Source organism: Arthrobacter sp. P4_F10 (assembly GCF_056401435.1).
In genome coordinates, this window is the sequence record NZ_JBFUJJ010000009.1 from 47,406 (window position 1) to 67,709 (window position 20,304).

General features: G+C 68.6%; 17 protein-coding genes. 5 read left to right on the forward strand and 12 right to left on the reverse strand.

What is annotated here, in order from left to right; genetic code table 11:
- Window positions 1–2: 2 nt before the first annotated feature.
- From AC1DR1_RS11725 to AC1DR1_RS11740, 4 genes are all read right to left on the reverse strand, one after another.
- Complete coding sequence (locus AC1DR1_RS11725) at window positions 3–404, reverse strand: VanZ family protein (protein WP_229993210.1); 402 nt, start codon at window positions 402–404, stop codon at window positions 3–5.
- Window positions 405–557: 153 nt separating this feature from the next.
- The gene (locus AC1DR1_RS11730) at window positions 558–779 is read right to left on the reverse strand and encodes an SCO4848 family membrane protein (RefSeq protein ID WP_229993211.1); all 222 of its coding nucleotides are present in this window, start codon (window positions 777–779) and stop codon (window positions 558–560) included.
- 4 nt (window positions 780–783) lie between these two features.
- On the reverse strand, window positions 784–1,281 hold the full coding sequence (locus tag AC1DR1_RS11735; protein ID WP_229993212.1) for a DUF2505 domain-containing protein: 498 nt from the start codon (window positions 1,279–1,281) through the stop codon (window positions 784–786).
- 48 nt (window positions 1,282–1,329) lie between these two features.
- On the reverse strand, window positions 1,330–2,895 hold the full coding sequence (locus AC1DR1_RS11740) for an SDR family oxidoreductase (protein ID WP_229993213.1): 1,566 nt from the start codon (window positions 2,893–2,895) through the stop codon (window positions 1,330–1,332).
- A gap of 209 nt (window positions 2,896–3,104) precedes the next feature.
- On the opposite strand from AC1DR1_RS11740, the gene mfd reads away from it, so the two are divergent.
- On the forward strand, window positions 3,105–6,776 hold the full coding sequence (mfd, locus tag AC1DR1_RS11745; protein WP_229993214.1) for a transcription-repair coupling factor: 3,672 nt from the start codon (window positions 3,105–3,107) through the stop codon (window positions 6,774–6,776).
- Between the two features lie 4 nt (window positions 6,777–6,780).
- Window positions 6,781–7,623: a metal-dependent hydrolase gene (locus tag AC1DR1_RS11750; protein WP_229993215.1), complete on the forward strand. Its 843-nt coding sequence runs from the start codon at window positions 6,781–6,783 to the stop codon at window positions 7,621–7,623.
- A gap of 101 nt (window positions 7,624–7,724) precedes the next feature.
- On the opposite strand, the gene AC1DR1_RS11755 is transcribed toward AC1DR1_RS11750, so the two are convergent.
- The 6 genes from AC1DR1_RS11755 to nirB form a co-directional block, all read right to left on the reverse strand.
- Window positions 7,725–7,949: a hypothetical protein gene (locus AC1DR1_RS11755; protein ID WP_229993216.1), complete on the reverse strand. Its 225-nt coding sequence runs from the start codon at window positions 7,947–7,949 to the stop codon at window positions 7,725–7,727.
- Window positions 7,950–8,002: 53 nt separating this feature from the next.
- Complete coding sequence (deoC, locus tag AC1DR1_RS11760) at window positions 8,003–8,701, reverse strand: deoxyribose-phosphate aldolase (protein ID WP_229993217.1); 699 nt, start codon at window positions 8,699–8,701, stop codon at window positions 8,003–8,005.
- A gap of 160 nt (window positions 8,702–8,861) precedes the next feature.
- The gene (locus tag AC1DR1_RS11765) at window positions 8,862–9,779 is read right to left on the reverse strand and encodes an FAD-dependent oxidoreductase (RefSeq protein WP_229993238.1); all 918 of its coding nucleotides are present in this window, start codon (window positions 9,777–9,779) and stop codon (window positions 8,862–8,864) included.
- Between the two features lie 183 nt (window positions 9,780–9,962).
- A complete protein-coding gene (locus AC1DR1_RS11770; RefSeq protein ID WP_229993218.1) occupies window positions 9,963–11,174 on the reverse strand; it encodes a uroporphyrinogen-III synthase in 1,212 nt (403 codons plus the stop codon).
- Window positions 11,175–11,182: 8 nt separating this feature from the next.
- Window positions 11,183–12,217: a uroporphyrinogen-III C-methyltransferase gene (gene cobA, locus AC1DR1_RS11775; protein ID WP_229993219.1), complete on the reverse strand. Its 1,035-nt coding sequence runs from the start codon at window positions 12,215–12,217 to the stop codon at window positions 11,183–11,185.
- A gap of 2 nt (window positions 12,218–12,219) precedes the next feature.
- A complete protein-coding gene (gene nirB / locus AC1DR1_RS11780; RefSeq protein ID WP_476992625.1) occupies window positions 12,220–14,901 on the reverse strand; it encodes a nitrite reductase large subunit NirB in 2,682 nt (893 codons plus the stop codon).
- 257 nt (window positions 14,902–15,158) lie between these two features.
- Between nirB and nirD the strand changes: the two genes are divergently transcribed.
- Window positions 15,159–15,557 carry a nitrite reductase small subunit NirD gene (gene nirD / locus AC1DR1_RS11785; protein ID WP_229993220.1) on the forward strand — a complete coding sequence of 133 codons (399 nt, stop codon included), beginning with the start codon at window positions 15,159–15,161 and terminating at the stop codon, window positions 15,555–15,557.
- Here nirD and AC1DR1_RS11790 read toward each other — a convergent pair.
- Window positions 15,554–17,293, reverse strand: coding sequence for a phospho-sugar mutase (locus tag AC1DR1_RS11790; protein WP_229993221.1), 1,740 nt, complete (start codon window positions 17,291–17,293; stop codon window positions 15,554–15,556). The two genes, nirD and AC1DR1_RS11790, sit on opposite strands and share 4 nt — an antisense overlap.
- Window positions 17,294–17,421: 128 nt before the next feature.
- Between AC1DR1_RS11790 and AC1DR1_RS11795 the strand changes: the two genes are divergently transcribed.
- Window positions 17,422–17,901, forward strand: a complete 480-nt coding sequence (locus AC1DR1_RS11795; RefSeq protein ID WP_229993222.1) for an RrF2 family transcriptional regulator — start codon at window positions 17,422–17,424, stop codon at window positions 17,899–17,901.
- A gap of 47 nt (window positions 17,902–17,948) precedes the next feature.
- Here AC1DR1_RS11795 and AC1DR1_RS11800 read toward each other — a convergent pair whose 3' ends face one another.
- Window positions 17,949–18,767, reverse strand: a complete 819-nt coding sequence (locus AC1DR1_RS11800; protein WP_476992626.1) for a purine-nucleoside phosphorylase — start codon at window positions 18,765–18,767, stop codon at window positions 17,949–17,951.
- A 108-nt stretch (window positions 18,768–18,875) separates the two neighbouring features.
- Here AC1DR1_RS11800 and AC1DR1_RS11805 point away from each other — a divergent pair, with 108 nt between their 5' ends.
- Window positions 18,876–20,291: an NAD(P)H-quinone dehydrogenase gene (locus tag AC1DR1_RS11805; RefSeq protein ID WP_229993224.1), complete on the forward strand. Its 1,416-nt coding sequence runs from the start codon at window positions 18,876–18,878 to the stop codon at window positions 20,289–20,291.
- The last annotated feature ends 13 nt before the right edge of the window (window positions 20,292–20,304 follow it).

Consider the following 20,304-nt stretch of genomic DNA (forward strand, 5'->3'; position numbering starts at 1 on the left):
GTTCACAGCGTACGTGCCGGGTCCGGGTTTCGTACACGGCCGTGGAATGCCATGAGCAACAGGGCCGCGAAGGCGCCGACCATGGCACCGAACGTGTTCGCGGCGACGTCGGCGACCGAGGGAAAGCGCGCCGGGAGGAAGACAAGCTGGGCGAGCTCAATGAGGACCGAGACGACGAAGCCGACGGCAACCCCGCCCCACCACAGCCGTGCGCCCAGGATCCGGGCCACCAGGGCGCCCAGGGGAAGGAACAGGAGCACGTTGGCGGCCAGTTCCACCACCCCGTAGTCGAAGGAGGCGGGGACGCCCCAGCGGTGCAGCTTCCGCAGCGCCCGCATCAGGAGATCGGACGATCCCTGGTCCACGGGAACGGGCCAGAGCGCAATAAGGCCAAGGGCAAGCACATAGGCGCCCAGTGCCCATATAGCCGCACGACGGGGTAGCAAACGGCGTCCCCTTTCAGCGGTCCACCTTTTTGCCGATTCTAGCCGCCAGCACGCCGCCAGAGCAGGAAATCCGGCACACCGGCGGTCGTATTACCGCCGGTGTGCCGGATGCTAGCCGATCAGCCCGGCAACGCCAATCGCCGCCGTCGCGGCCCCGAGCAGCATGGAGATGCTGACGAGGACCACGTGGACGGTCAGGAAGCGCGTGGCCTTGCCGTCGGCGTCACGGGCGCGCGGGTCCTTCATGACCCGGCGCAGGAACTGCGGCCAGACCACCAGGGACCAGACGCCGGCAATGACCAGGACGACGGCGAGGAACGCGGGCAACTCCACGGCGCTAGTGGCTCTCGAGCCAGGCCTGGGCCTGCTGGGACTGAATGTTCAGGGCCTTGCCGACCATCGGTTCGGCTGCATCGGCGATCTTGCCGCCAAGGAACGGCACTGAGGAGGTGACGTTGCCCTCAAGCTCGATCCGGGTGCTGCCGCCGTCGGAGACGAGGCGCTGGACAGCGTTCACGTCCAGCGGTGCGCCGGAGACCTTGAGGGAGATCTTGCTCTGCCGCGAGCCGTCGGCGGCGGGGGCCTCCCAGTCCTCCAGCTGGGTTACTTTCAGGCTTTCGCCGACAAATTTCCGCGCGATGTCAGGCATCCGCGTGGTGGGGATGGTCCGCACAGTGGTGGTGCTGAACGCGCCGGCGGGGTCTCCGTCAAGGGCGAAGGATTCCAGGGTGCCGCCGACGAGTTCGCTCGTGTGGCGCAGGAAGTCTTCATTGACGAAAACCGCGGTAACACGGTCAACGCTGTGCGGAACGGTAGTGGATGCACTCAGGGCCATAGGGGGGTCCTCCGTGATAGGGAAGTGGACGTTTCGGGCTCCAACATCCTACGTCGTGTGCCCGGCAGGCTTCGATTCGAGGTCTTCCAGGTCCCGGGCGGCGGCAGTGATATTCCGCGACATGGCCGGAAATATGACGCTGTGAAAAGGCAGCACGGCGAGCCAGTACAGACGGCCGCTGAGGCCTTTGGGGAAGAAGATGGCGCGCTGGCGGTAGCGGCTGCCCGCCCCCTCCGGCTCCACGGAAAGTTCGAGCCAGGCCCTGCCCGGGGCCCGCATTTCGGCCCGCAAACGCAGCAGCCGGCCACGGTCGATCCGCTCGACCCGCCACCAGTCCACCACCTCGCCCTCGGCCAGCAGGTGCGGGTGCCGGCGGCCCCGCAGCAGCCCCGCGCCGCCGGTGAGCTTGTCCAGCCAGCCGCGCACCTGCCAGGCAAGCGGCAGGGAGTACCAGCCGTTCCGGCCGCCGATTCCTTCGATGACGGTCCAAACGTGCCGCGGGTCCACGTCGCTGGGGAAGCTGCGCTCGTCCACGTACACCGTGTGGCCGGACCAGTCCGGGTCGCTCGGCAGGGGATCGGCGTCGACACCGGCACTGGCCCAGGTGGTTTCCACCTGACCGTCGCGTTCCTTGCCCAGGGCGAGGGCCACGGCCCGCCGGTAGGGGGTCAGGCCGACTTCCGGTACCCGGATGTACGCATCGATGTCGTGCTCGCCGGCGACGGCGTCGTGCTGGAGCGATTCCACGAGCGGCAGGGACATGGAGAGCGGGATCGGCGTAGTCAGCGCCACCCACACGCCGGCCAGCTTGGGGGCAGGGACCGGCAGCGCCAGAACCACCCGGTGCGGCAGGCCCGCCTCGGCCGCGTACTCCTGCATCATTCCCGCATAGCTGAGCACCTGGCGGCAGCCGATGTCGAACGTCCGGTTGATGGTTCCTTCCAGCGACGCCGCGGCCACGAGGTAGTACAGGACATCGCGGACGGCGATCGCCTCGATCTTGTTGCGCACCCAGCTCGGTGCCGGCATGAGCGGGAGCGTCTCAGACAAATGCCGGATCATTTCGAACGACGCCGAGCCTGAGCCAATGACGACGCCGGCCTGGAACACCACTGCGTCCACCGGGCTGTCCAGGAAAACTTTCCCCACCGCCTCACGGGAACGCATGTGGGTGGACAGCTCGGCCCCTGCCGGGTGCAGGCCGCCGAGATAGACAATCCGGTCCACTCCGGCCGCGGCTGCGGCCCGGGCCGCCGTCCCGGCCATCGCCTTTTCCTTGGCTTCGAATCCGGCCCCCGCCGCCATGGAATGGACCAGGTAGTACAGGACGTCGACGCCGCCGAGCGCCTCCCGCAGGGCCTCGCCGTCGTCGAGGCTGCTGTGGACCACCTCGACGTCATCCAGCCACGGCACGCCGGCGATCTTGGCCGGCGTGCGGACCACGACTTTGACCGTGTGCCCGGCTTCCAGGAGCCGGGGGACCAGCCGCCCGCCGATGTAGCCGGTGGCCCCGGTGACCAGCACGGTTTTCGGGGAGGCGGCCTTGGCGGAGACCGCCTGCGGGGCTGGAGCAGGCGTTCGGGCGGGTTCAGGGGTTGCTGTTGTGCCGTTCATGGTGACTCCTTGTCAGCCAGCAGTTGGCGGGTGGCCTACCAAGCGATTCGGTGCCCAGGGCACTTCGGATGGGCCACCCGCTCCTCCCGCCAGCCTAGCCTCGTCGGTCTGGCCCGGGGCTCCGCGGTAGGCTTGGAGGACCCGGGATTCTCACGAATTCCGGCTATTCGTGTTGCCTGCACCCCGTGATCACATCAGGAGCAACAGCTATGAGCCTCAACGGCCCCTCTCTCACCGGTTTGCGCCGTGTCCTCGCCGAAGACCGGAATTACGCCCGGATCCAGGCCGAGGCCGCCCGCGGGTTTGCCGCCCGCAGCGAGGACTACCAGATCAGCGCCCCGGCCGGAATGCGGTCCACATTGCTCGCCGAAATGGCGGACGGACTCACGGCGCATGCGGCGAACGAAACCGGCTCTGCCGGGGCCGGCTCTCCGGTGCCCGTGGTCCTGGCTGTCACCGCGACCGGCCGCGAGGCCGAGGACCTGACCGAGGCCCTGCGCGCCTTCCTGCCCGCCGACGCCGTGGCCGAGTTCCCCAGCTGGGAGACCCTGCCGCATGAGCGGCTCTCCCCGCGCTCGGACACCGTGGGCAGGCGGTTGTCCGTGCTCCGGCGGCTCGCGCACCCCGAATCGTCCACCGCCGGTGCTCTGCGCGTCGTGGTGGCCCCCGTGCGCGCCGTCGTGCAGCCGATCGTCGCAGGCCTGGGTGAATTGGTGCCCGTGACCCTGAAGCTCGGCCAGGAGGCCCCCTTCAGCAGTGTCGTCAAAAGCCTCGCCGACGCCGCCTACGCCCGGGTGGACATGGTCACCCGCCGCGGCGAGTTCGCCGTCCGCGGCGGCATGCTGGACGTCTTCCCGCCCACCGAGGACCACCCCATCCGGGTCGAGTTCTTTGGCGACGAGGTGGACCAGATGCGCTGGTTCGCCGTCGCCGACCAGCGCTCGCTGACAGCGCCCGGCCTGCACCATCCCACCGAACTCCATGCCCCGCCGTGCCGCGAAATCCTGATCACGCCCTCCGTCATGTCCCGCGCGGCCACCCTGAAGTCCCAGCTCCCGGCCGCCGCGGACATGCTGGAGAAGATCGCCGGCGGCATCGCCGTCGAGGGCATGGAATCGCTGGCTCCCGTGCTGGTGGACGCCATGGTGCCGTTCCTGGACCAGCTCCCGGCCGGTTCCATCTCGGTGGTGATCGAACCGGAGAAGGTCCGCACCCGGGCCCACGACCTCGCCGCGACCAACGAGGAATTCCTCGAGGCCGCCTGGTCCACGGCGTCCGACGGCGGCCCCGCGCCCCTGGCGCTGGACACTGTTTTGGCCTCTGCGGCGTCCGAAGCGCTGCACTCGGCCAGCTTCCGCTCGCTGACCGATACCCGCACCGCAGCACTGGAGCACGGCGTCTCCTGGTGGTCCATCACCTCGCTGGCCAGCGACGAAGAGCTGCTGCCCGACGTCGACGTGCTGAACCTGCACGCCCGGGAACCCCGCGGCTACCAGGGCGACGTGGCGGAAATGATGGACTTCATCGGCTCCCGCGTCCGGGACCAGTGGCGGATCGTCGTGGTCACCGAGGGTCCAGGCCCGGCGCAGCGCCTCGCGGAACTCTTCCACGACAACGACATCCCCTGCGCCCGGGTGGACACCCTCGAGGCGGACCCGCAGGCCGGGCTGATCGAGGTGACCACCGCCGCCGTCGGCCGCGGTTTTGTCCTGGATCCGCTCAAGCTGGCGCTGCTGACCGAGGCGGACCTCCTGGGCCGGACCTCCGCCGGGTCCACCAAGGACATGCGCCGGATGCCGTCCAAGCGGCGGAACGCCGTGGACCCGCTCCAGCTCGTGGCCGGGGACTCGGTGGTGCACGAACAGCACGGCATCGGCCGGTTCGTGGAGCTGATCCAGCGTCGGGTGGCCGGAGGAGGCGACGGGGTGCGCGAGTACCTGGTGCTGGAATATGCCCCGTCCAAGCGCGGAGCCCCCGGCGACCGGCTCTTTGTGCCCACCGACCAGCTGGACCAGGTCACCCGGTACGTGGGCGGGGACACTCCGGCGCTGAGCAAGATGGGCGGCGCGGACTGGGCCAGCACCAAGTCCAAGGCCCGCAAGGCGGTCAAGGAGATCGCCGGCGAGCTGATCCGGCTCTACTCCGCCCGGATGGCTTCCCGCGGCTACGCCTTCGGCCCGGACACCCCGTGGCAGCGGGAACTGGAGGAGGCCTTCCCGTACGTGGAGACCCCGGACCAGCTGACCACCATCAACGAGGTCAAGGCCGACATGGAGCGCGAGATCCCGATGGACCGGCTGATCTCCGGCGACGTCGGCTACGGAAAGACCGAGATCGCGGTCCGGGCTGCGTTTAAGGCCGTCCAGGATGGCAAGCAGGTGGCCGTGCTGGTGCCCACGACCCTGCTCGCCCAGCAGCACTACGAGACGTTCACCGAACGGTTTTCCGGGTTCCCGCTCGTCGTCAAGCCTCTGTCCCGCTTCCAGAGCGGCAAGGAGGCCAAGGAAACCGCCGACGGCGTCAAGAGCGGTTCCGTGGACGTCGTGATCGGCACGCACCGGCTGCTGTCCAAGGACTTCGGCTTCAAGGACCTCGGCCTGGTGATCGTGGACGAGGAGCAGCGCTTCGGCGTCGAACACAAGGAGGCGCTGAAGAAGATGCGCACCAACGTGGACGTCCTGGCCATGAGCGCCACCCCGATTCCGCGGACCCTGGAAATGTCCCTGACAGGCATCCGCGAAACCTCCACCCTGGCCACCCCGCCAGAGGAGCGGCACCCCGTGCTGACCTACGTGGGCCCGTACACGGACAAGCAGACCTCCGCCGCGATCCGCCGCGAACTGATGCGCGAAGGCCAGGTGTTCTTCGTCCACAACCGGGTGTCCACGATCGACCGCACCGCGGCGAAGATCCGCGAACTCGTCCCGGAGGCCCGGGTGGAGGTGGCGCACGGGCAGATGTCCGAGAGCCGGCTGGAACAGATCATCGTGGACTTCTGGGAAAAGCGCTTCGACGTCCTCGTCTGCACCACCATCATCGAGACCGGCCTGGACATCTCCAACGCCAACACCCTGATCGTGGACGGCGCGGACAAGTACGGCCTGTCCCAGCTGCACCAGCTGCGCGGACGTGTGGGCCGCGGYCGCGAACGCGCCTACGCCTACTTCCTCTACCCTTCGGAAAAGCCGCTCGGCGAGGTGGCGCTGGAACGGCTCAAAGCCGTCGCGACGCACAATGAGCTCGGCGCCGGCATGCAGCTGGCCATGAAGGACCTGGAGATCCGCGGCGCCGGCAACCTGCTCGGCGGCGAGCAGTCCGGCCACATCCAGGGCGTCGGCTTCGACCTCTACATCCGGCTGGTCGGCGAGGCCGTGGCCGAATACCGGGGCGAGGCCGAGGAGAAGGCCGCCGAAATGAAGATCGAACTGCCGGTCAACGCGCACCTGCCGCATGACTACGTGCCGGGCGAGCGGTTGCGCCTGGAGGCCTACCGCAAACTCGCCGGCGCCATCACCTACGAGGCGATCGATGAGGTCCTCGCGGAGCTCGTGGACCGCTATGGCGAACTGCCGCTGCCCGCGACAAACCTGATCGACGTCGCCCGGTTCCGGGTGGGCGCCCGCGAGGCCGGATTGTCCGACGTCGCGCTGCAGGGCAACTTCATCAAGTTCTCCCCGGCGCAGCTGCCCGAGTCCAAGCTCATGCGCCTCACCCGGATGTACCCCGGCGCGCAGGCGAAGCCGGCCCTGGACGCAGTGCTTGTCCCGAAGCCCAAGACCGCCAGGATCGGCGGCCGGGACCTGCAGGACGCCGAGATCCTCGAGTGGGCCAACGGCGTCATCCGCAACATCTTCTCCGACGCCCCGTTAGCGGTGAAATAGAACAATGATGGGAGGACATCACGCCGCGTCGGGAGCCGCGGCGTGGGTAGCCATTGCCTCGACCGGCCCGTATGCGCTTGGCTGGTACCCGCTGGATCCCGCGGGAATCGTGATCGGTGCCATGGCGACGGCGGGGACTGCGCTGGTCTGCGACTGGGACCACCGCGCCAGCACTGTGGCGCATGCGCTGCCGCCGCTGTCCAACCTGGTGGCGCGCGGCATTGAGAAGGTCAGCGGGGGCCACCGGCAGGGCACGCACTCGGTGCTGGGCGCGGCGTTCTTCGTGCTGCTGGCCACGATCGCCGGGCAGTGGCAGGTGCAGACCCAGTGGGGGCTGCTGTCCGTCGGGGCCGGCCTGCTGTGCATGTTCATGATCAACATCGCGGTGAAGGCACTGAAGCTCTTTCCCAAGTACGGCTGGATCAGCAACTGGATCTTCGGGCTGCTCATGGCAGGAGTCGTGACGTGGTTTGCGCCGCACCAGTGGACCTGGCTGCCGGTCTCGATGCTCACCGGGGTGCTGGTGCACATTGTGGGGGACATGATCACCACCGGGGGAGTGCCGCTGCTCTGGCCGCTGGTGATCAAGCCGCCGAAGGTCCTGCGGAAACTGCCGCTGCTCAAGAACATCTGGAAGGCCAACGGGGCGTTCTCCATCCCGCTGCTGGGCCGGGCGGGCTCACGGCGGGAATGGTTCGTCCTCATCCCGGTGAGCGGCTATGCGATGGTGGGGATGTTTGGCGCCGGCCTGGCCGTGGCCAAAGCGCACTTCCCGGCAGCCCTGGCTCTGGGCACGGGGCTGGTCGAGGGCCTGGTGAAGGGCCTGCTCGGGCTGGTGTCCGGCTAGGCTGCGCTCCCCAGAAGACTGAGGCTCCCCGGGCACCAGAGGTCCTTAAACGACTGAAGCTCCGGAAGATCCGGAGCTTCAGTCATCAAGAATGGGGGAGCCTAGTTTTCGCCGGCCGAATCCGAGCGGCCCAGCAGCGTCTGCGGGATCCAGAACGAGAGGGCAAAGAGGACCAGGCAGACGGCCATCGGCCAGACGTTGTCCAGCGTCAGGAAGGCCAGGGAGTAGATCGCGCCGAGGAACAGGACCATCATCGGCACGAACAGGGCGATGCTGGATCCGAGGCTGTTCTCAACGCGTCGGGACTGGGTGGTGTTGCTGGACATTCGTTCCTCCTCGGCCCCGGGGGGCTCAAAACTGTGGGCGCTGCCGGCGTGGATCAGTACGCGGATGAACCCTGTTCACCCTTGACGATCGCGATGCCGGAGCTGGCGCCAATACGTGTTGCACCTGCAGCAATCATAGCCTGAGCATCGGCCAGGGAACGCACGCCGCCGGAGGCCTTGACCCCCAGGTCCGGACCGACGGTGCGCCGCATGAGCGCGACGTCCTCGGCCGTGGCCCCGCCGCCGTTGAAGCCGGTGGAGGTCTTCACGAAGTCCGCCCCGGCCTCCACCGCGGCCTCGCAGGCGAGCACTTTCTGGTCATCGCTCAGCAGAGCCGTTTCGATGATGACCTTCAGGATGGCCCCGCCCTCGTGCACGGCGTCGGCGACGGCGGCGATGTCATCCACCAGCGCGCCCTTGTCATTGGCACGGGCAGCGGCGATGTTGATGACCATGTCCACCTCTTCTGCACCGTCCAGGACCGCGCCGCGGGCCTCGAAGGCCTTGACGTCGCTCGGCGTGGCGCCCAGCGGGAATCCCACCACGGAGCACGTCAGCACGCCGGATCCCTTCAGCGCGGTCTTGACGGTTTTGACCCAGACCGGATTCACGCAGACCGACTTGAAATGGTATTCGGCCGCCTCGGCGCAAACCTTGAGCACCTCCGCCTCGCTGGCCTCCGGCTTGAGCAGCGTGTGGTCGATGTAGGAGGCGATGTTGGGCGTGCCCGCGGTAGCGGCTTCGTGGCTCATGGTGGTCCCTTTCGTGGCGGGCCTGGGACGCGGCGGTCCCTTCCCGGGCCTTGTGGGCCTGCGGGCCCTGGCGGCGCCGCATGGTGCGCGGCTTATCAGGGAACCATCTTGCCATAGGAACATGCCCGGCGGCCGCCCCAGCCGGGCCGCCCCCGCACACTCAGGCCGCGGCCGCCAGGGGCCGGCCCATGGTGGCCTGAAGCAACTGGGAGGCACACACCGACGCGGCCGACCCGGAGGCCACGAGCAGTCCCAGCCGGACGCCGTCGTAGGCCGCGGCGTCACCGATCGCCCATATGCCCGGCACGGAGGTGCGGAAGTCCTGGCCGATGACAATCCCGCCGCCGGGCGCGGTGGTGAGCCCGGCCGTGGCGGCCAGTTCGTCGCGGGCGATGCGCTCCTCGGCGAGGATCACGAGGTCACCGTTCATGCTGGAGCCGTCCTCGAAGACGATGCCGGACGCCGGCAGGACGGACCCGGCAATGGTGGGAACGACGGCGGCGGGGCGGACGGTGGTGCGGATGGGGCGGACGCCGCGGGCCCGGAGGACGGCCTCGGCCTGGCCGGCGGCCGAGCCCGTGCCGACCAGGATGCCCAGCGGGCGCCGGCCGAGGACCCGGGTGACGTCCTTGACGGCCTCGCCCAGCCGGGCGGCGTCGTCGATCGTGGAATAGCTCAGGCACCGGGCGGCGCCTTCCACCGGCGCCTCGGCGGGAGCGGAGCCCGTGGCGATGACGAGCTCGTCGTAGTCGAATTCCATGCCGTCGGCGGTGGTCACGCGGCGGTTTTCCGCGTCGATGTAGCTGGCCGGCTGGCCAAAGCGGATGGACACCTGGGGCAGGACGGCGAGCTCCAGCAGTTCCTCGGGGGCGTCGTCCCGGTTGCTGAGGACCGTGATGGCGCCGGCAAACGGGGTCCGGGTGAGCTGCCGGACGAGGGCCTGGGCGGCCCGGCCGGCGCCGGCGACGACGATCCTGGGCCGGGCTGCCGTCGTGACTGCTGTCTTGTAGGCGGAGGAGGAGGCGGCTGCCGTCGAGGTAGACGTGCCGGAGGTGGGAGACAATGCCGGAGCGGACATGTGCAGGCCCTTTCGCTGGGTGGCCATCGTGTGGCCGGTGTGCTTGATGAACCCCAGCGTAGGCGTCCGATTTTTCCGGGGTGTTTCCCGGGTGTTGCCGCTTTTGCCCTGCCTGTTCGCCAGTATTTACCGGCCGGTAATGCCGTGCGTCACACCTCCGCGGCGGCCCGTTCTGCCACTGCGTTACACGCGGATCCGGTAGCCGCGCTTCACCACGGTTTCCACGAGCCGGGTGTCCGGCAGCGCGGACCGCAGCCGGCTGACGGTCATGTCCAGGGCATGCACGGAACCGCGCAATTCCAGGAGGTCCGAGAGCGCCTCGCGGGACAGCACGGCCCCGCCGGCGCCGATGAGCGCGCGCAGCAGCAGCAGGGGCGCCGGTGCCATGTCGACCGCCTCGCCGTTGATCCGCAGCGAGCGGCCGCGCAGCTCCACGCTGCCGGAAACGGTGTCGAGCCGGCGGACGTGGTTGAGCGCCAGGTGCTCGCAGACCAGCCGGATCAGGGCGCCCATCCGGAAGCGTTCCGGGATCAGCGGATGCAGCCCGGCGTCGAGCAGCGGCTGCGCGGTGATGGGCCCGACGACGGCGGTCGCCACAGTGGTCTTCAGGCTCTCCACGAGCTGTTTGTAGACGCCCATCTCATGCGCCGTGCTCCACATCGCGTCCACGGCGGGGGCGCTGGTGAAGGTCAGGACATCGAGGTTGCCACTGCACGCGGCCTCGATGAGCTTGGGCAGCCGGTCGGCGCCGTCGGGCTTGACCCAGCGGTACGGGGTGACCGTCAGGACGGTGGCGCCGGACATGCGCAGGCGCTCGAGCTGGCGGACATCGGTGTAGCCGTGCAGCTGGACCGCGACTGTCTTGCCCCGCACACCCTCGGCAAGGAGCATGTCCACGAGCGTGGCGGTGGTTTCGTCGCTGCTGATTCCGACGTCGGCGAGCCCGGCAGCACGCACGGCGCCGCGGGCTTTGGGCCCGCGGACGAACATCCGTGTGGCCGAGAGGGTCTCCAGCAGCTGGTCCCCAATGCCAAAGGTGTCCGCGGCCTCGCACCAGCGGCGCATGCCGTAGGCGGTGGTGGCGATACAAAGGTCGGGCCGGGCGGCGATGATCGCCCGGGTGTCCTCGATCAGGCTCTGGTCCTCCCGGACCGGGGCGATCTTCAGCGCCGGGGCGTGAAGCACCTCGGCACCGCGGCGCTCGAGGGCCTCGATGAGGTCCTGCGAGCGGCGGTGCGAGGTGACGCCGATCCGGAAGCCGTCCAAAGGAAGGTCCCGTTCGGTCGCGTCGTCTGCAGGTTCCGGCGCGGGTGCGCCGGACGTGGCGGGGATCAACGGGGTTAAGGGTGCGCCGGGCTCCGGGAAGGTTGCGGCGACGGCGTTCAATGCGCTCATGGGAATCCTTACGCCTCCATCAGTGATGCGGCCAGTCGGTCGAGCTCTGCCGTGGCCTCGGCACAGCCCCGGTTGGCCTCGGCCACCCGGACAACGTCCCCGATCACCAGGACGGCGGGGTTACTGCAGCCCGCGGCTGCGGAGGTGATGGTGCCCAGCTCGGCGATCGTGGTGCGCTGGCCGGGGCGGTAGCCGCGTTCGACGACCGCCATCGGCATGTCGGCCCGCATCCCCGCCCGGCGGAGTCCGGCTGCGAGGTGGTGCAGGGTGCCGATGCCCATCAGGACCACAATGGTTCCGCCGAGCCCGGAAAGGTGCGTTAATTCGTTCTCAGTCAGCGGGGCATGGCCGGAGACCACGGTGAACATGTGGCTGACTTCGCGGTGCGTGACCGGGATGCCGGCGGCGGCCGGAACCGAGATGGCGCTGGTGACTCCGGAGATGACGCGGACCGGGACCCCGGCCGCGACGCAGGAGGCGACTTCCTCTCCTCCCCGGCCGAAGACATAGGGGTCCCCGCCCTTGAGGCGGACCACATTGTTGCCGGCCAGGGCGCTTTCCACCATGAGCTTTTCGATGTCGGCCTGGCTGACCTTGTGGTGGCCGGGCTTCTTGCCCACATCCACGAGCTCTGCCGAGGTCAGGGACGGCAGGTCCTGGTACGGGGCGAGCCGGTCATAGAAGACGACGTCGGCGTCCCGCAGCGCCGCAACGGCCGCGATGGTGAGCAGCTCGGTGGTCCCGGGGCCGCCGCCGACGAGGGTGACGTGTCCTACCGGGCCGGCCGCTGGCTCGGCCGCCACCGGAATGCCGGTGGCATGGCACCGGCCCAGGAGGGCGTCCCAGCCGGGCTGGCCGTCGTCGACTGCCGCCACCAGGAACGGACGCTCGGGCAGCGGGCCGTCCATGCCGGCGCCCTGCGGCGTGCTGAGGCGGAACACGATGGCGCCGGCCGCTTCATAGCGCCGCACGGCCTGCCGCGCGGCGTGGTCCGCGCCCGTGACCAGGACTTCGCGTCCGGTGAGGTCAATGGTGAGCTGCATGGCTATACCTCGTTCTCGTCAAGCAGTTCCGGGGTGGTGGCGCGGACCGGAATGGAAGCGCCGATCAGGACTGGTTGCTGACCGGCCAGCGCCTTCTCCTCGGCCGTGGCGGGGCGCATCTGGCCGCGCTCGTCGGAGACGAAGGTAATGGAATCGTCCTTCTGGTCCGGGGCGTTGACGAAGGAGCGGAAGCGGCGGAGGCGCTCGGGATCCTTCAGGGTGTCGGCCCATTCGTCGACGTAGGTGTCAACGTGCTTGGCCATAGCGGCCTCAAGGTCCTCGGCGATGCCCAGGGTGTCATGCACCACCACGTCCTCGACGTGCTTAATGCCGCCGTCGAGCTCTTCCTGCCAGCGCGCGGTGCGCTGCAGGCGGTCGGCGGTGCGGATGTAGTACATGAAGTAGCGGTCGATGTACTTGATCAGGGTTTCGTCGTCGAGGTCCTTGGCCAGCAGCTGGGCGTGCGCCGGGGTGGCCCCGCCGTTGCCGCCGACGTACAGGTTCCAGCCGTCCGCGGTGGCGATGACGCCGACATCCTTGCCCCGGGCCTCCGCACATTCGCGGGCGCAGCCGGAGACGCCCATCTTCAGCTTGTGCGGGCTGCGGAGTCCGCGGTAGCGCAGCTCAAGCGCGATGGCCATGGCCACCGAGTCCTGGACCCCGAAGCGGCACCAGGTGGAGCCGACGCAGGACTTCACCGTGCGCAGGCTCTTGCCGTAGGCCTGGCCGGATTCGAAGCCGGCGTCCACGAGGATCTTCCAGATTTCCGGCAGCTGCTCCAGCCGGGCGCCGAACATGTCGATCCGCTGGCCGCCGGTGATCTTGGTGTAGAGGCCGTACTGCTCGGCGACAGCGGCGATCACGCCGAGCTTCTTCGGGGTGATCTCGCCGCCGGCGATGCGCGGAACCACCGAGTAGGTGCCGTCCTTCTGCATGTTGGCCAGGGCACGGTCGTTGGTGTCCTGCAGGGTGCCGCGGCCGGCGTCCAGGACGTAGGCGCTGTTCTGGCTGGCCAGGATGTTGGCGATGGTCGGCTTGCAGATATCGCAGCCGGCCCCGGTGCCGTACTTGGCCATGATCTCCTCGAAGGAGGTCAGTTCCAGGACACGGATGGCGTCGAAGAGTTCCTGGCGGGACAGCTCGATGTGTTCGCAGAGTGCCTTGGAGACCTCGACGCCGGACTTGGTCAGTTCGGTCTCGAGCAGCTTCTTGAGCATCGGCACGCAGGAACCGCAGCTGGTTCCGGCCCGGGTGCAGCCCTTCAGCTCGCCGAGTTCCTGGACGGGCGCGTTGCCGTCGCAGGCCCCGCAGCCGTTGACGGTGTCGCGGACGGTTCCCGCAGAGACGTTGTTGCAGGAACACAGGATGGCGTCGTCCGGCAGTTCGGTCTCCGGGGCCTCGCCGCCGCCGGCCGCGGTGAGGTAGGCGCCGGGTTCGGCGGCCAGTTCGCGGCCCAGCATGGGGCGCAGGGAAGTGTAGGGCGAGGCGTCGCCGACGAAAATGCCGCCGAGCAGGGTCTTGGCATCGTCGGTGGTGACGATCTTCTGGTAGACGCCGCGGGCGGGGTCGGCGTAGACAATTTCGAGCGCGTGTTCCGTGCGGGCGAAGGCATCGCCGAAGCTGGCGACGTCGACGCCGGAGAGCTTGAGCTTGGTGGCCGTGTCGAAGCCGGGGAAAGTTGCGTCGCCGCCGTGCAGCCGGTCCGCGACGATTTCGGCCATCGTGTTGGCCGGGGCCACCAGGCCCAGGCACATGCCGCCGAAGTTGGCGACCTCGCCGATTGCCCAGATGCCGGGAACCTCCGTGGAGCAGTCGTCGGAGATGACGACGCCGCCGCGCTGGCCGAGCTGGAACTGCTGCTCTGCACCCTCCGCAGCCCGGAAGAGCTCATCGCGGGGCCGCACACCGATCGCAACGATCACGATGTCGGCGTCGATGATCCGGCCGTCGGCCATGAGGACGCCGGTGACCTGGCCTTCGTCGTCGGAGAGGACCTCGGAGGGGAACACCCCGCCGTGGACGGTGAAGCCCTTGGCCTCGATGAGGCGGCCGAGCGCCTGTCCGGCACCCTCGTCCAGCTGGGTGTTCATGAGCCACGGCGAGCCGTTGATGACGATCGGGGTGGCGCCGAGCTGCTCGGTGCCGGCCGCTGATTCCAGACCCAGCAGACCGCCGCCGATTGTGACAGCGTTGACCTTGCGGCCAAGCTTCTCGGTGAGGTCCGCGATCGCCTTGTTGATGGACCAGACGTCCTCAAGGGTGCGGTAGACGTGGGTGAGTTCAGAGCCCGGGATGGGCAGACGGGCCGCGTCCGAGCCCGTCGCGACCACAAGCTCGTCATACTCAAAGACGGTTCCCGCCGCGGTCTTGACCGTCTTGCCGGCGGCGTCAATGCTGATGACGCGTTCGCCGGTCTTGAGGTTCAGGGCTGTGTGGTCCCACATGGAAGCGCTGCCCAGGGTGAGGTCGACGTCGCTGTCGGTCAGTGCCTTGCTCAGCGCGACGCGGTCGTAGGGGAGGTGGGCTTCCTCGGTGAGGACGGTAACGTGCCAGCCATCGAGTCCGCGGGCGTGCATGGCATCGGCAAAACGGTGCGCTGCGGGGCCGCCGCCGGCCACCACAATACGGCGCGGGGCGGCGCTGGCTGCGCCCTGGTTCGGGTGGCTTGAGGGGTGTCCGGTCACGGTGGGCCTTTCGCATGGGCCGCAGACGGTGCTCTGCAGCTTGTCGTCCCAGACTAGGCAACGGGAATTTCGCTTCAGTTTCCCTTATGTTTCGTGATCTTAACTTCTGCATCACGAATGCATTTCCGGCCGTGTTAGCTCTCTTTTACGCGCCGGACACATCCGGCGCGTCCGGATGAAACACCGCGGGCCTAGCTTGAATATGTGGCCGCAGCAGCGGTTCAGCCCGTAAAGGGATGTATCAGAGAGGGGCCGGGATGACCGCCGTACTAGAAACCGCAGTACTTGACGCAGTACCCGACATTGAGGACCAGACCGCTGAGCAGGCAGCCGCAGCCGGCTGGCACCGCGTGTGCGCCGTGGCGGACCTCGAACCCGCCTGGGGCGAGGCAGCACTGATTGCGGGCCGCCAGGTGGCCCTGTTCCGCACCGTGTCCGGTGAGGTTTTCGCCGTCGCGCAGGAAGACCCGGCCACCGGGGCGCACGTCATGGCCCGCGGCATCACCGGTTCCCGCGGGGACCGCCCCACGGTGGCTTCGCCGTTGCACAAGGAGGTCTACGACCTCGCTACGGGTGAGTGCCTCGGCAGCCCGGAACTCCGGCTCGCCACCTTCGGTACCCGGGTTGTGGGCGGGTACATCGAGGTAGAGCTCTAGAGGCCCAGGGCTTCGCGGACGTCCGCCAGGACGCCGTCCAGCGCGGCACGCGCCTCGTCCCGGGCCGCCGGAAGCTCGGCGGCCGAGCCGACGCTGCGGATGACTTCCAGGTAGCACTTGAGCTTCGGTTCCGTGCCGCTGGGACGGATGATGACGCGGCTGAGGTCCCTCGTCAGGTACATCAGGCCCTCGGTGGGCGGGAGTTGCTCGCTGCCCACGGCCAGGTCCGTGACGGCCTCGACGCCGGAGCCGCCGAACGATTCCGGCGGGCTGACGCGCAGCCGGTTCATCATCGCGTCCAGCAGGCCGAGGTCTGCCACCCGGATGCTGAGCTGGTCGCTCGCGTGCAGCCCGTGCACCAGGTAGAGCTCGTCCAGGGTGTCGAAGATGGTCTTGCCCTCGGCCTTTGCGGCCGCCGCGAGCTCGGCGATCAACACCGCCGCGGAGATGCCGTCCTTATCGCGCACCAGCGACGGGGCGACGCAATAACCCAGCGCCTCCTCGTAGCCGTAGACCAGTCCCGGCACGCGGGCAATCCATTTGAAGCCGGTCAGGGTTTCCTCGTGGGCGTAGCCTGCTGCGGCCGCGATCCGCGCCAACAACCGGGACGACACAATCGAGTTGGCGAACACGCCGGCCGGTGCCTCGCCGCCCGCGGCCTGCCGGGCTACGACGTGGGCGCCGAGCAGGGCGCCCACCTCATCACCGCGCAGCATGCGCCACGCGCCGGTGCCCGGGTCCTTCGCCGCCACGGCCGCCCGGTCGGCGTCGGGATCGTTGGCGATCACGATGTCGGCGTCCTCACGCGTCGCCGCCTCCAGGGCCAAGTCCAGAGCCCCGGGCTCTTCCGGGTTGGGGAAGTTCACCGTGGGGAAGTCCGGATCCGGGTGCGCCTGTTCCGTGACCAGCGTGACGTCGTCGAAACCGGCGGCGTTCAGCACCGCCACCGCCGTTTCCCCGCCCACGCCGTGCATGGGGGTCAGGACGATCTTCAGCCTGCGGGCCGGGAAGTTTTCCGGAACCGCCAGGGCCGCGACGGCGCGCTGGTATTCGGTGGCGATCGAGGGCTCCAGTACGGTCCACCCGTCGGCGGCCAGGAGGATGGAGTCCAGGTCGCCGACGGCGTCGATCTTCGCCGCTATCAGGGCGTCGTAGGGTGCCACGATCTGGGCGCCGCGGCCGCTTTCCTCAACCGCGTGGCGGCCCAGGTACACCTTGTACCCGTTGTCCTGCGGCGGGTTGTGGCTGGCGGTGACCATGACGCCGCCGTCGCAGTCCAGCGCCCGGACCGCGTACGCGAGCAGCGGGGTGGGCAGCGCGGCCGGCATCAGGAAGGTTTCGACACCGGCCGCGGTGAGGATCGCAGCGGTTTCTTCGGCGAAAATATCGGAGTTGTAGCGGGCGTCGTAGCCGACGACGGCGCGCGGCCGGGTGCCGGGGGAGGCCTGCTCGACGGCGTTGGTGAGGAAGGCGGTGAAGCCGGCGGCGGCGCGGCGGACCACCACGCGGTTCATCCGGTTCGGCCCCGGGCCAAGGGCCGCCCGTAGTCCGGCGGTGCCGAACTGGAGGGTGCCGCTGAAGCTGTCGGCCAGCTCCTGGCGGGCCGCGGCGACGCCGCCATCGGTGAGACGAATCAGCTCAGACAAGGTGGCGGCGGTGGCGGGGTCCGGGTCCCGGTTTGCCCAGTCTCGGGCATCGCTCAGGAGTCGGGCGAGTTCGGCATCAGAAGACGTCATAGGAACCAAACTATCGCCAATCGCGAGGGATTCCTGCCCAAAGAATCGGGAGTTGGGGTTTCAGTTCCATCTCAACGCCTCAAGCAGGACCTTGACACCCAAATTTCCGGACACGTAGCGTCTGGAATATGAAGATGGGCCGTGGCGTGGAATGGGCCGTGCACAGTTGCGTCAACATGGCATGGACACCGCCGGGCGAGCCGGTGAACAGCGCACGGCTGGCCGAATTCTACAGACTCCCGGCCGCTTATCTCAACAAGCAGTTTCAGTCGCTGGTCCGGGCCGGTGTGCTGGAGTCAGTCTCCGGGCCCCGCGGCGGATTTCTTTTGGCGCGCCGGCCGGAAAACATCACCGTGCTGGACATTGTGCTGGCGCTGGAGGGCCAGGACCCGGCCTTCCGGTGCGAGGCGATCCTCGGGAATGTCCCGGATCCGGATCGGCGGGATAACTTCGCACGGACGTGCCTTATTTCCCAGACCATGCGCCAGGCCGAACTCGCCTGGCGCCAGGCGCTGGCGCGCCAGAGCATCGCCGGAATCGCGGACTCGATCGAGCGGCGGTTCCCGTCGGACAAGGCAAAGGTCCTGGACTACCTGGCTGCGGAATAACCGCAGCGAGGTAGTCCAGGACCTAGCCGGCACCAGTAATGCAGTGATCAGAGCTTGGCGATGATCTCTGCGAGCAGCTTGGAAATCCGCGGTCCGGCGTCCTGGCCGGCCTCAAGGACTTCCCCGTGGCTGAGCGGCACGGGGCTGATCCCGGCGGCGAGGTTGGTCACGAGCGAGATGCCGAAGACTTCCATGCCGGCGTGGCGGCCGGCGATGGCCTCCAAGGCCGTGGACATGCCCACCAGGTCGGCGCCGATCCGTTTGGCGTACTGCACCTCGGCGGGCGTCTCGTAGTGCGGGCCGGTGAACTGGGCGTAGACGCCCTCCTCCAGGGACGGGTCCACTTCGCGAGCGAGGCCGCGGATCCGGGAGGAGTACAGGTCTGTCAGGTCCACGAACGTGGCGCCTTCCAGCGGAGAGGTGGCGGTGAGGTTGATGTGGTCGCTGATCAGCACCGGGGTGCCGGGCGTCCAGTTCTCGTTGAGCCCGCCGCAGCCGTTGGTGAGCACGAGGGCCTTGCAGCCGGCGGCCGCGGCGGTGCGTACGCCGTGAACCACGGCGCGGACTCCCTTGCCCTCGTAGTAGTGGGTGCGTGCGCCCAGGACGAGGGCCCGCTTTCCCTCTTTGGTCAGCACCGAGCGGATGGTGCCCACGTGCCCCACTACGGAGGGTGCGGAGAAGCCGGGGATTTCGGCGGCGGACAAGGTGGCGGTGGTCTCGCCGATCAGCTCGGCGGCGTCGCCCCAGCCCGAGCCGAGGACCAGCGCGACGTCATGGGAATCGACGCCCGTCTCTTCGGCGATGTAGTCGGCGGCGGCGCGGGCGGCGTCGAAAGGGTCCGTGTTCAGGAATTCTGTTGTACTCACCGGTACAAGTTATCGCGGCTCGGCCCTGCTGCCCAGCATGCGCGGCGGGACGAGCGCAGGGCCCGGATTCTTGGTGGCTCCGGTTCGGATGGTGGACAATGGTTGATTGTGACTACGCATCCTGACTTCAGCTCACCCCGCATCGCAATTCTCGGCGGAGGGCCCGGCGGCTACGAAGCCGCCATGGTCGCCGCTTCGCTGGGGGCGCAGGTCACCATCATCGAGCGTGCGGGACTCGGCGGCTCCGCGGTGCTGACCGACGTCGTGCCCTCCAAAACCTTGATCGCGACGGCGGACCTGATGACCCGCGTCGGTGAGGCGGGGGAGCTGGGCGTCAAGTTCGACGTCGACGGCGGCGACTTTGCCCCGTCGATGCGCGCGGACCTCAAGCACATCAACGACCGCCTGCTCCGCCTGGCGCGGAAGCAGTCCGAGGACATCCAGGCCGGGCTGGAACACCAGAACGTCCGCATCCTGATCGGCTCCGGCAAGCTGCTGGACAACCACACCATTGAGGTCCTGACCGCCGACGGCACCGAGACGGTGGAGGCGGACACCATCCTGCTGGCGGTCGGCGCCCACCCGCGCGAGCTGCCCACGGCGCGTCCGGATGGTGAGCGCATCCTGAACTGGGCCCAGATCTACAACATGGACGAACTCCCCGAGGAGCTCATCGTGGTGGGTTCCGGTGTCACGGGCGCGGAATTCGCCTCGGCCTACAACGGCCTGGGCTCCAAAGTCACCCTGATTTCCAGCCGCGACCGCGTGCTGCCGGGCTCGGACACGGATGCCGCCGAGGTCCTCGAGGGCGTCTTCGAGCGCCGCGGGCTGAAGGTCCTCTCCCGGGCCCGCGCCGAGACCGTGGAGCGCACGGAGGACGGCGTGGTGGTCACCCTCGGCGATGGTTCCAAGGTGACCGGCAGCCACTGCCTCGTCTGCGTCGGCTCCATCCCGAACACGGCCGGAATCGGCTTGGAGGAAGCCGGCGTCGCGCTCACCGAGAGCGGCCATATCAAGGTCGACGGCGTCTCGCGCACCACGGCGCCGAACATCTACGCCGCAGGCGACTGCACCGGCGTCCTGGCCCTGGCCTCGGTGGCCGCGATGCAGGGCCGGATTGCCGTGGCCCACTTCCTGGGCGACGCCGTCATGCCGATCAAGCTGCACCAGGTGGCATCCAACATCTTCACCTCGCCCGAGATCGCCTCCGTGGGCGTGTCCGAGGCGGAGATCGAATCCGGCAAGTACCAGGGCGACATCATCAAGCTGTCCCTGCGCAGCAACGCCCGCGCCAAGATGCGCAACCACCGCGACGGGTTCATCAAGATCTTCGCCCGCAAGGGTTCTGGCACCGTCATTGGTGGGGTGGTGGTGGGCCCGAACGCCTCCGAGCTCATCTTCGCGCTATCGATCGCCGTGACCCAGAAACTGCATGTCGACGACATTGCCAGCACCTTCACCGTGTACCCGTCGCTGAGCGGCTCCATCTCCGAAGCGGCCCGGCGGCTCCACGTTCACATGTAACAGTTCACATGTA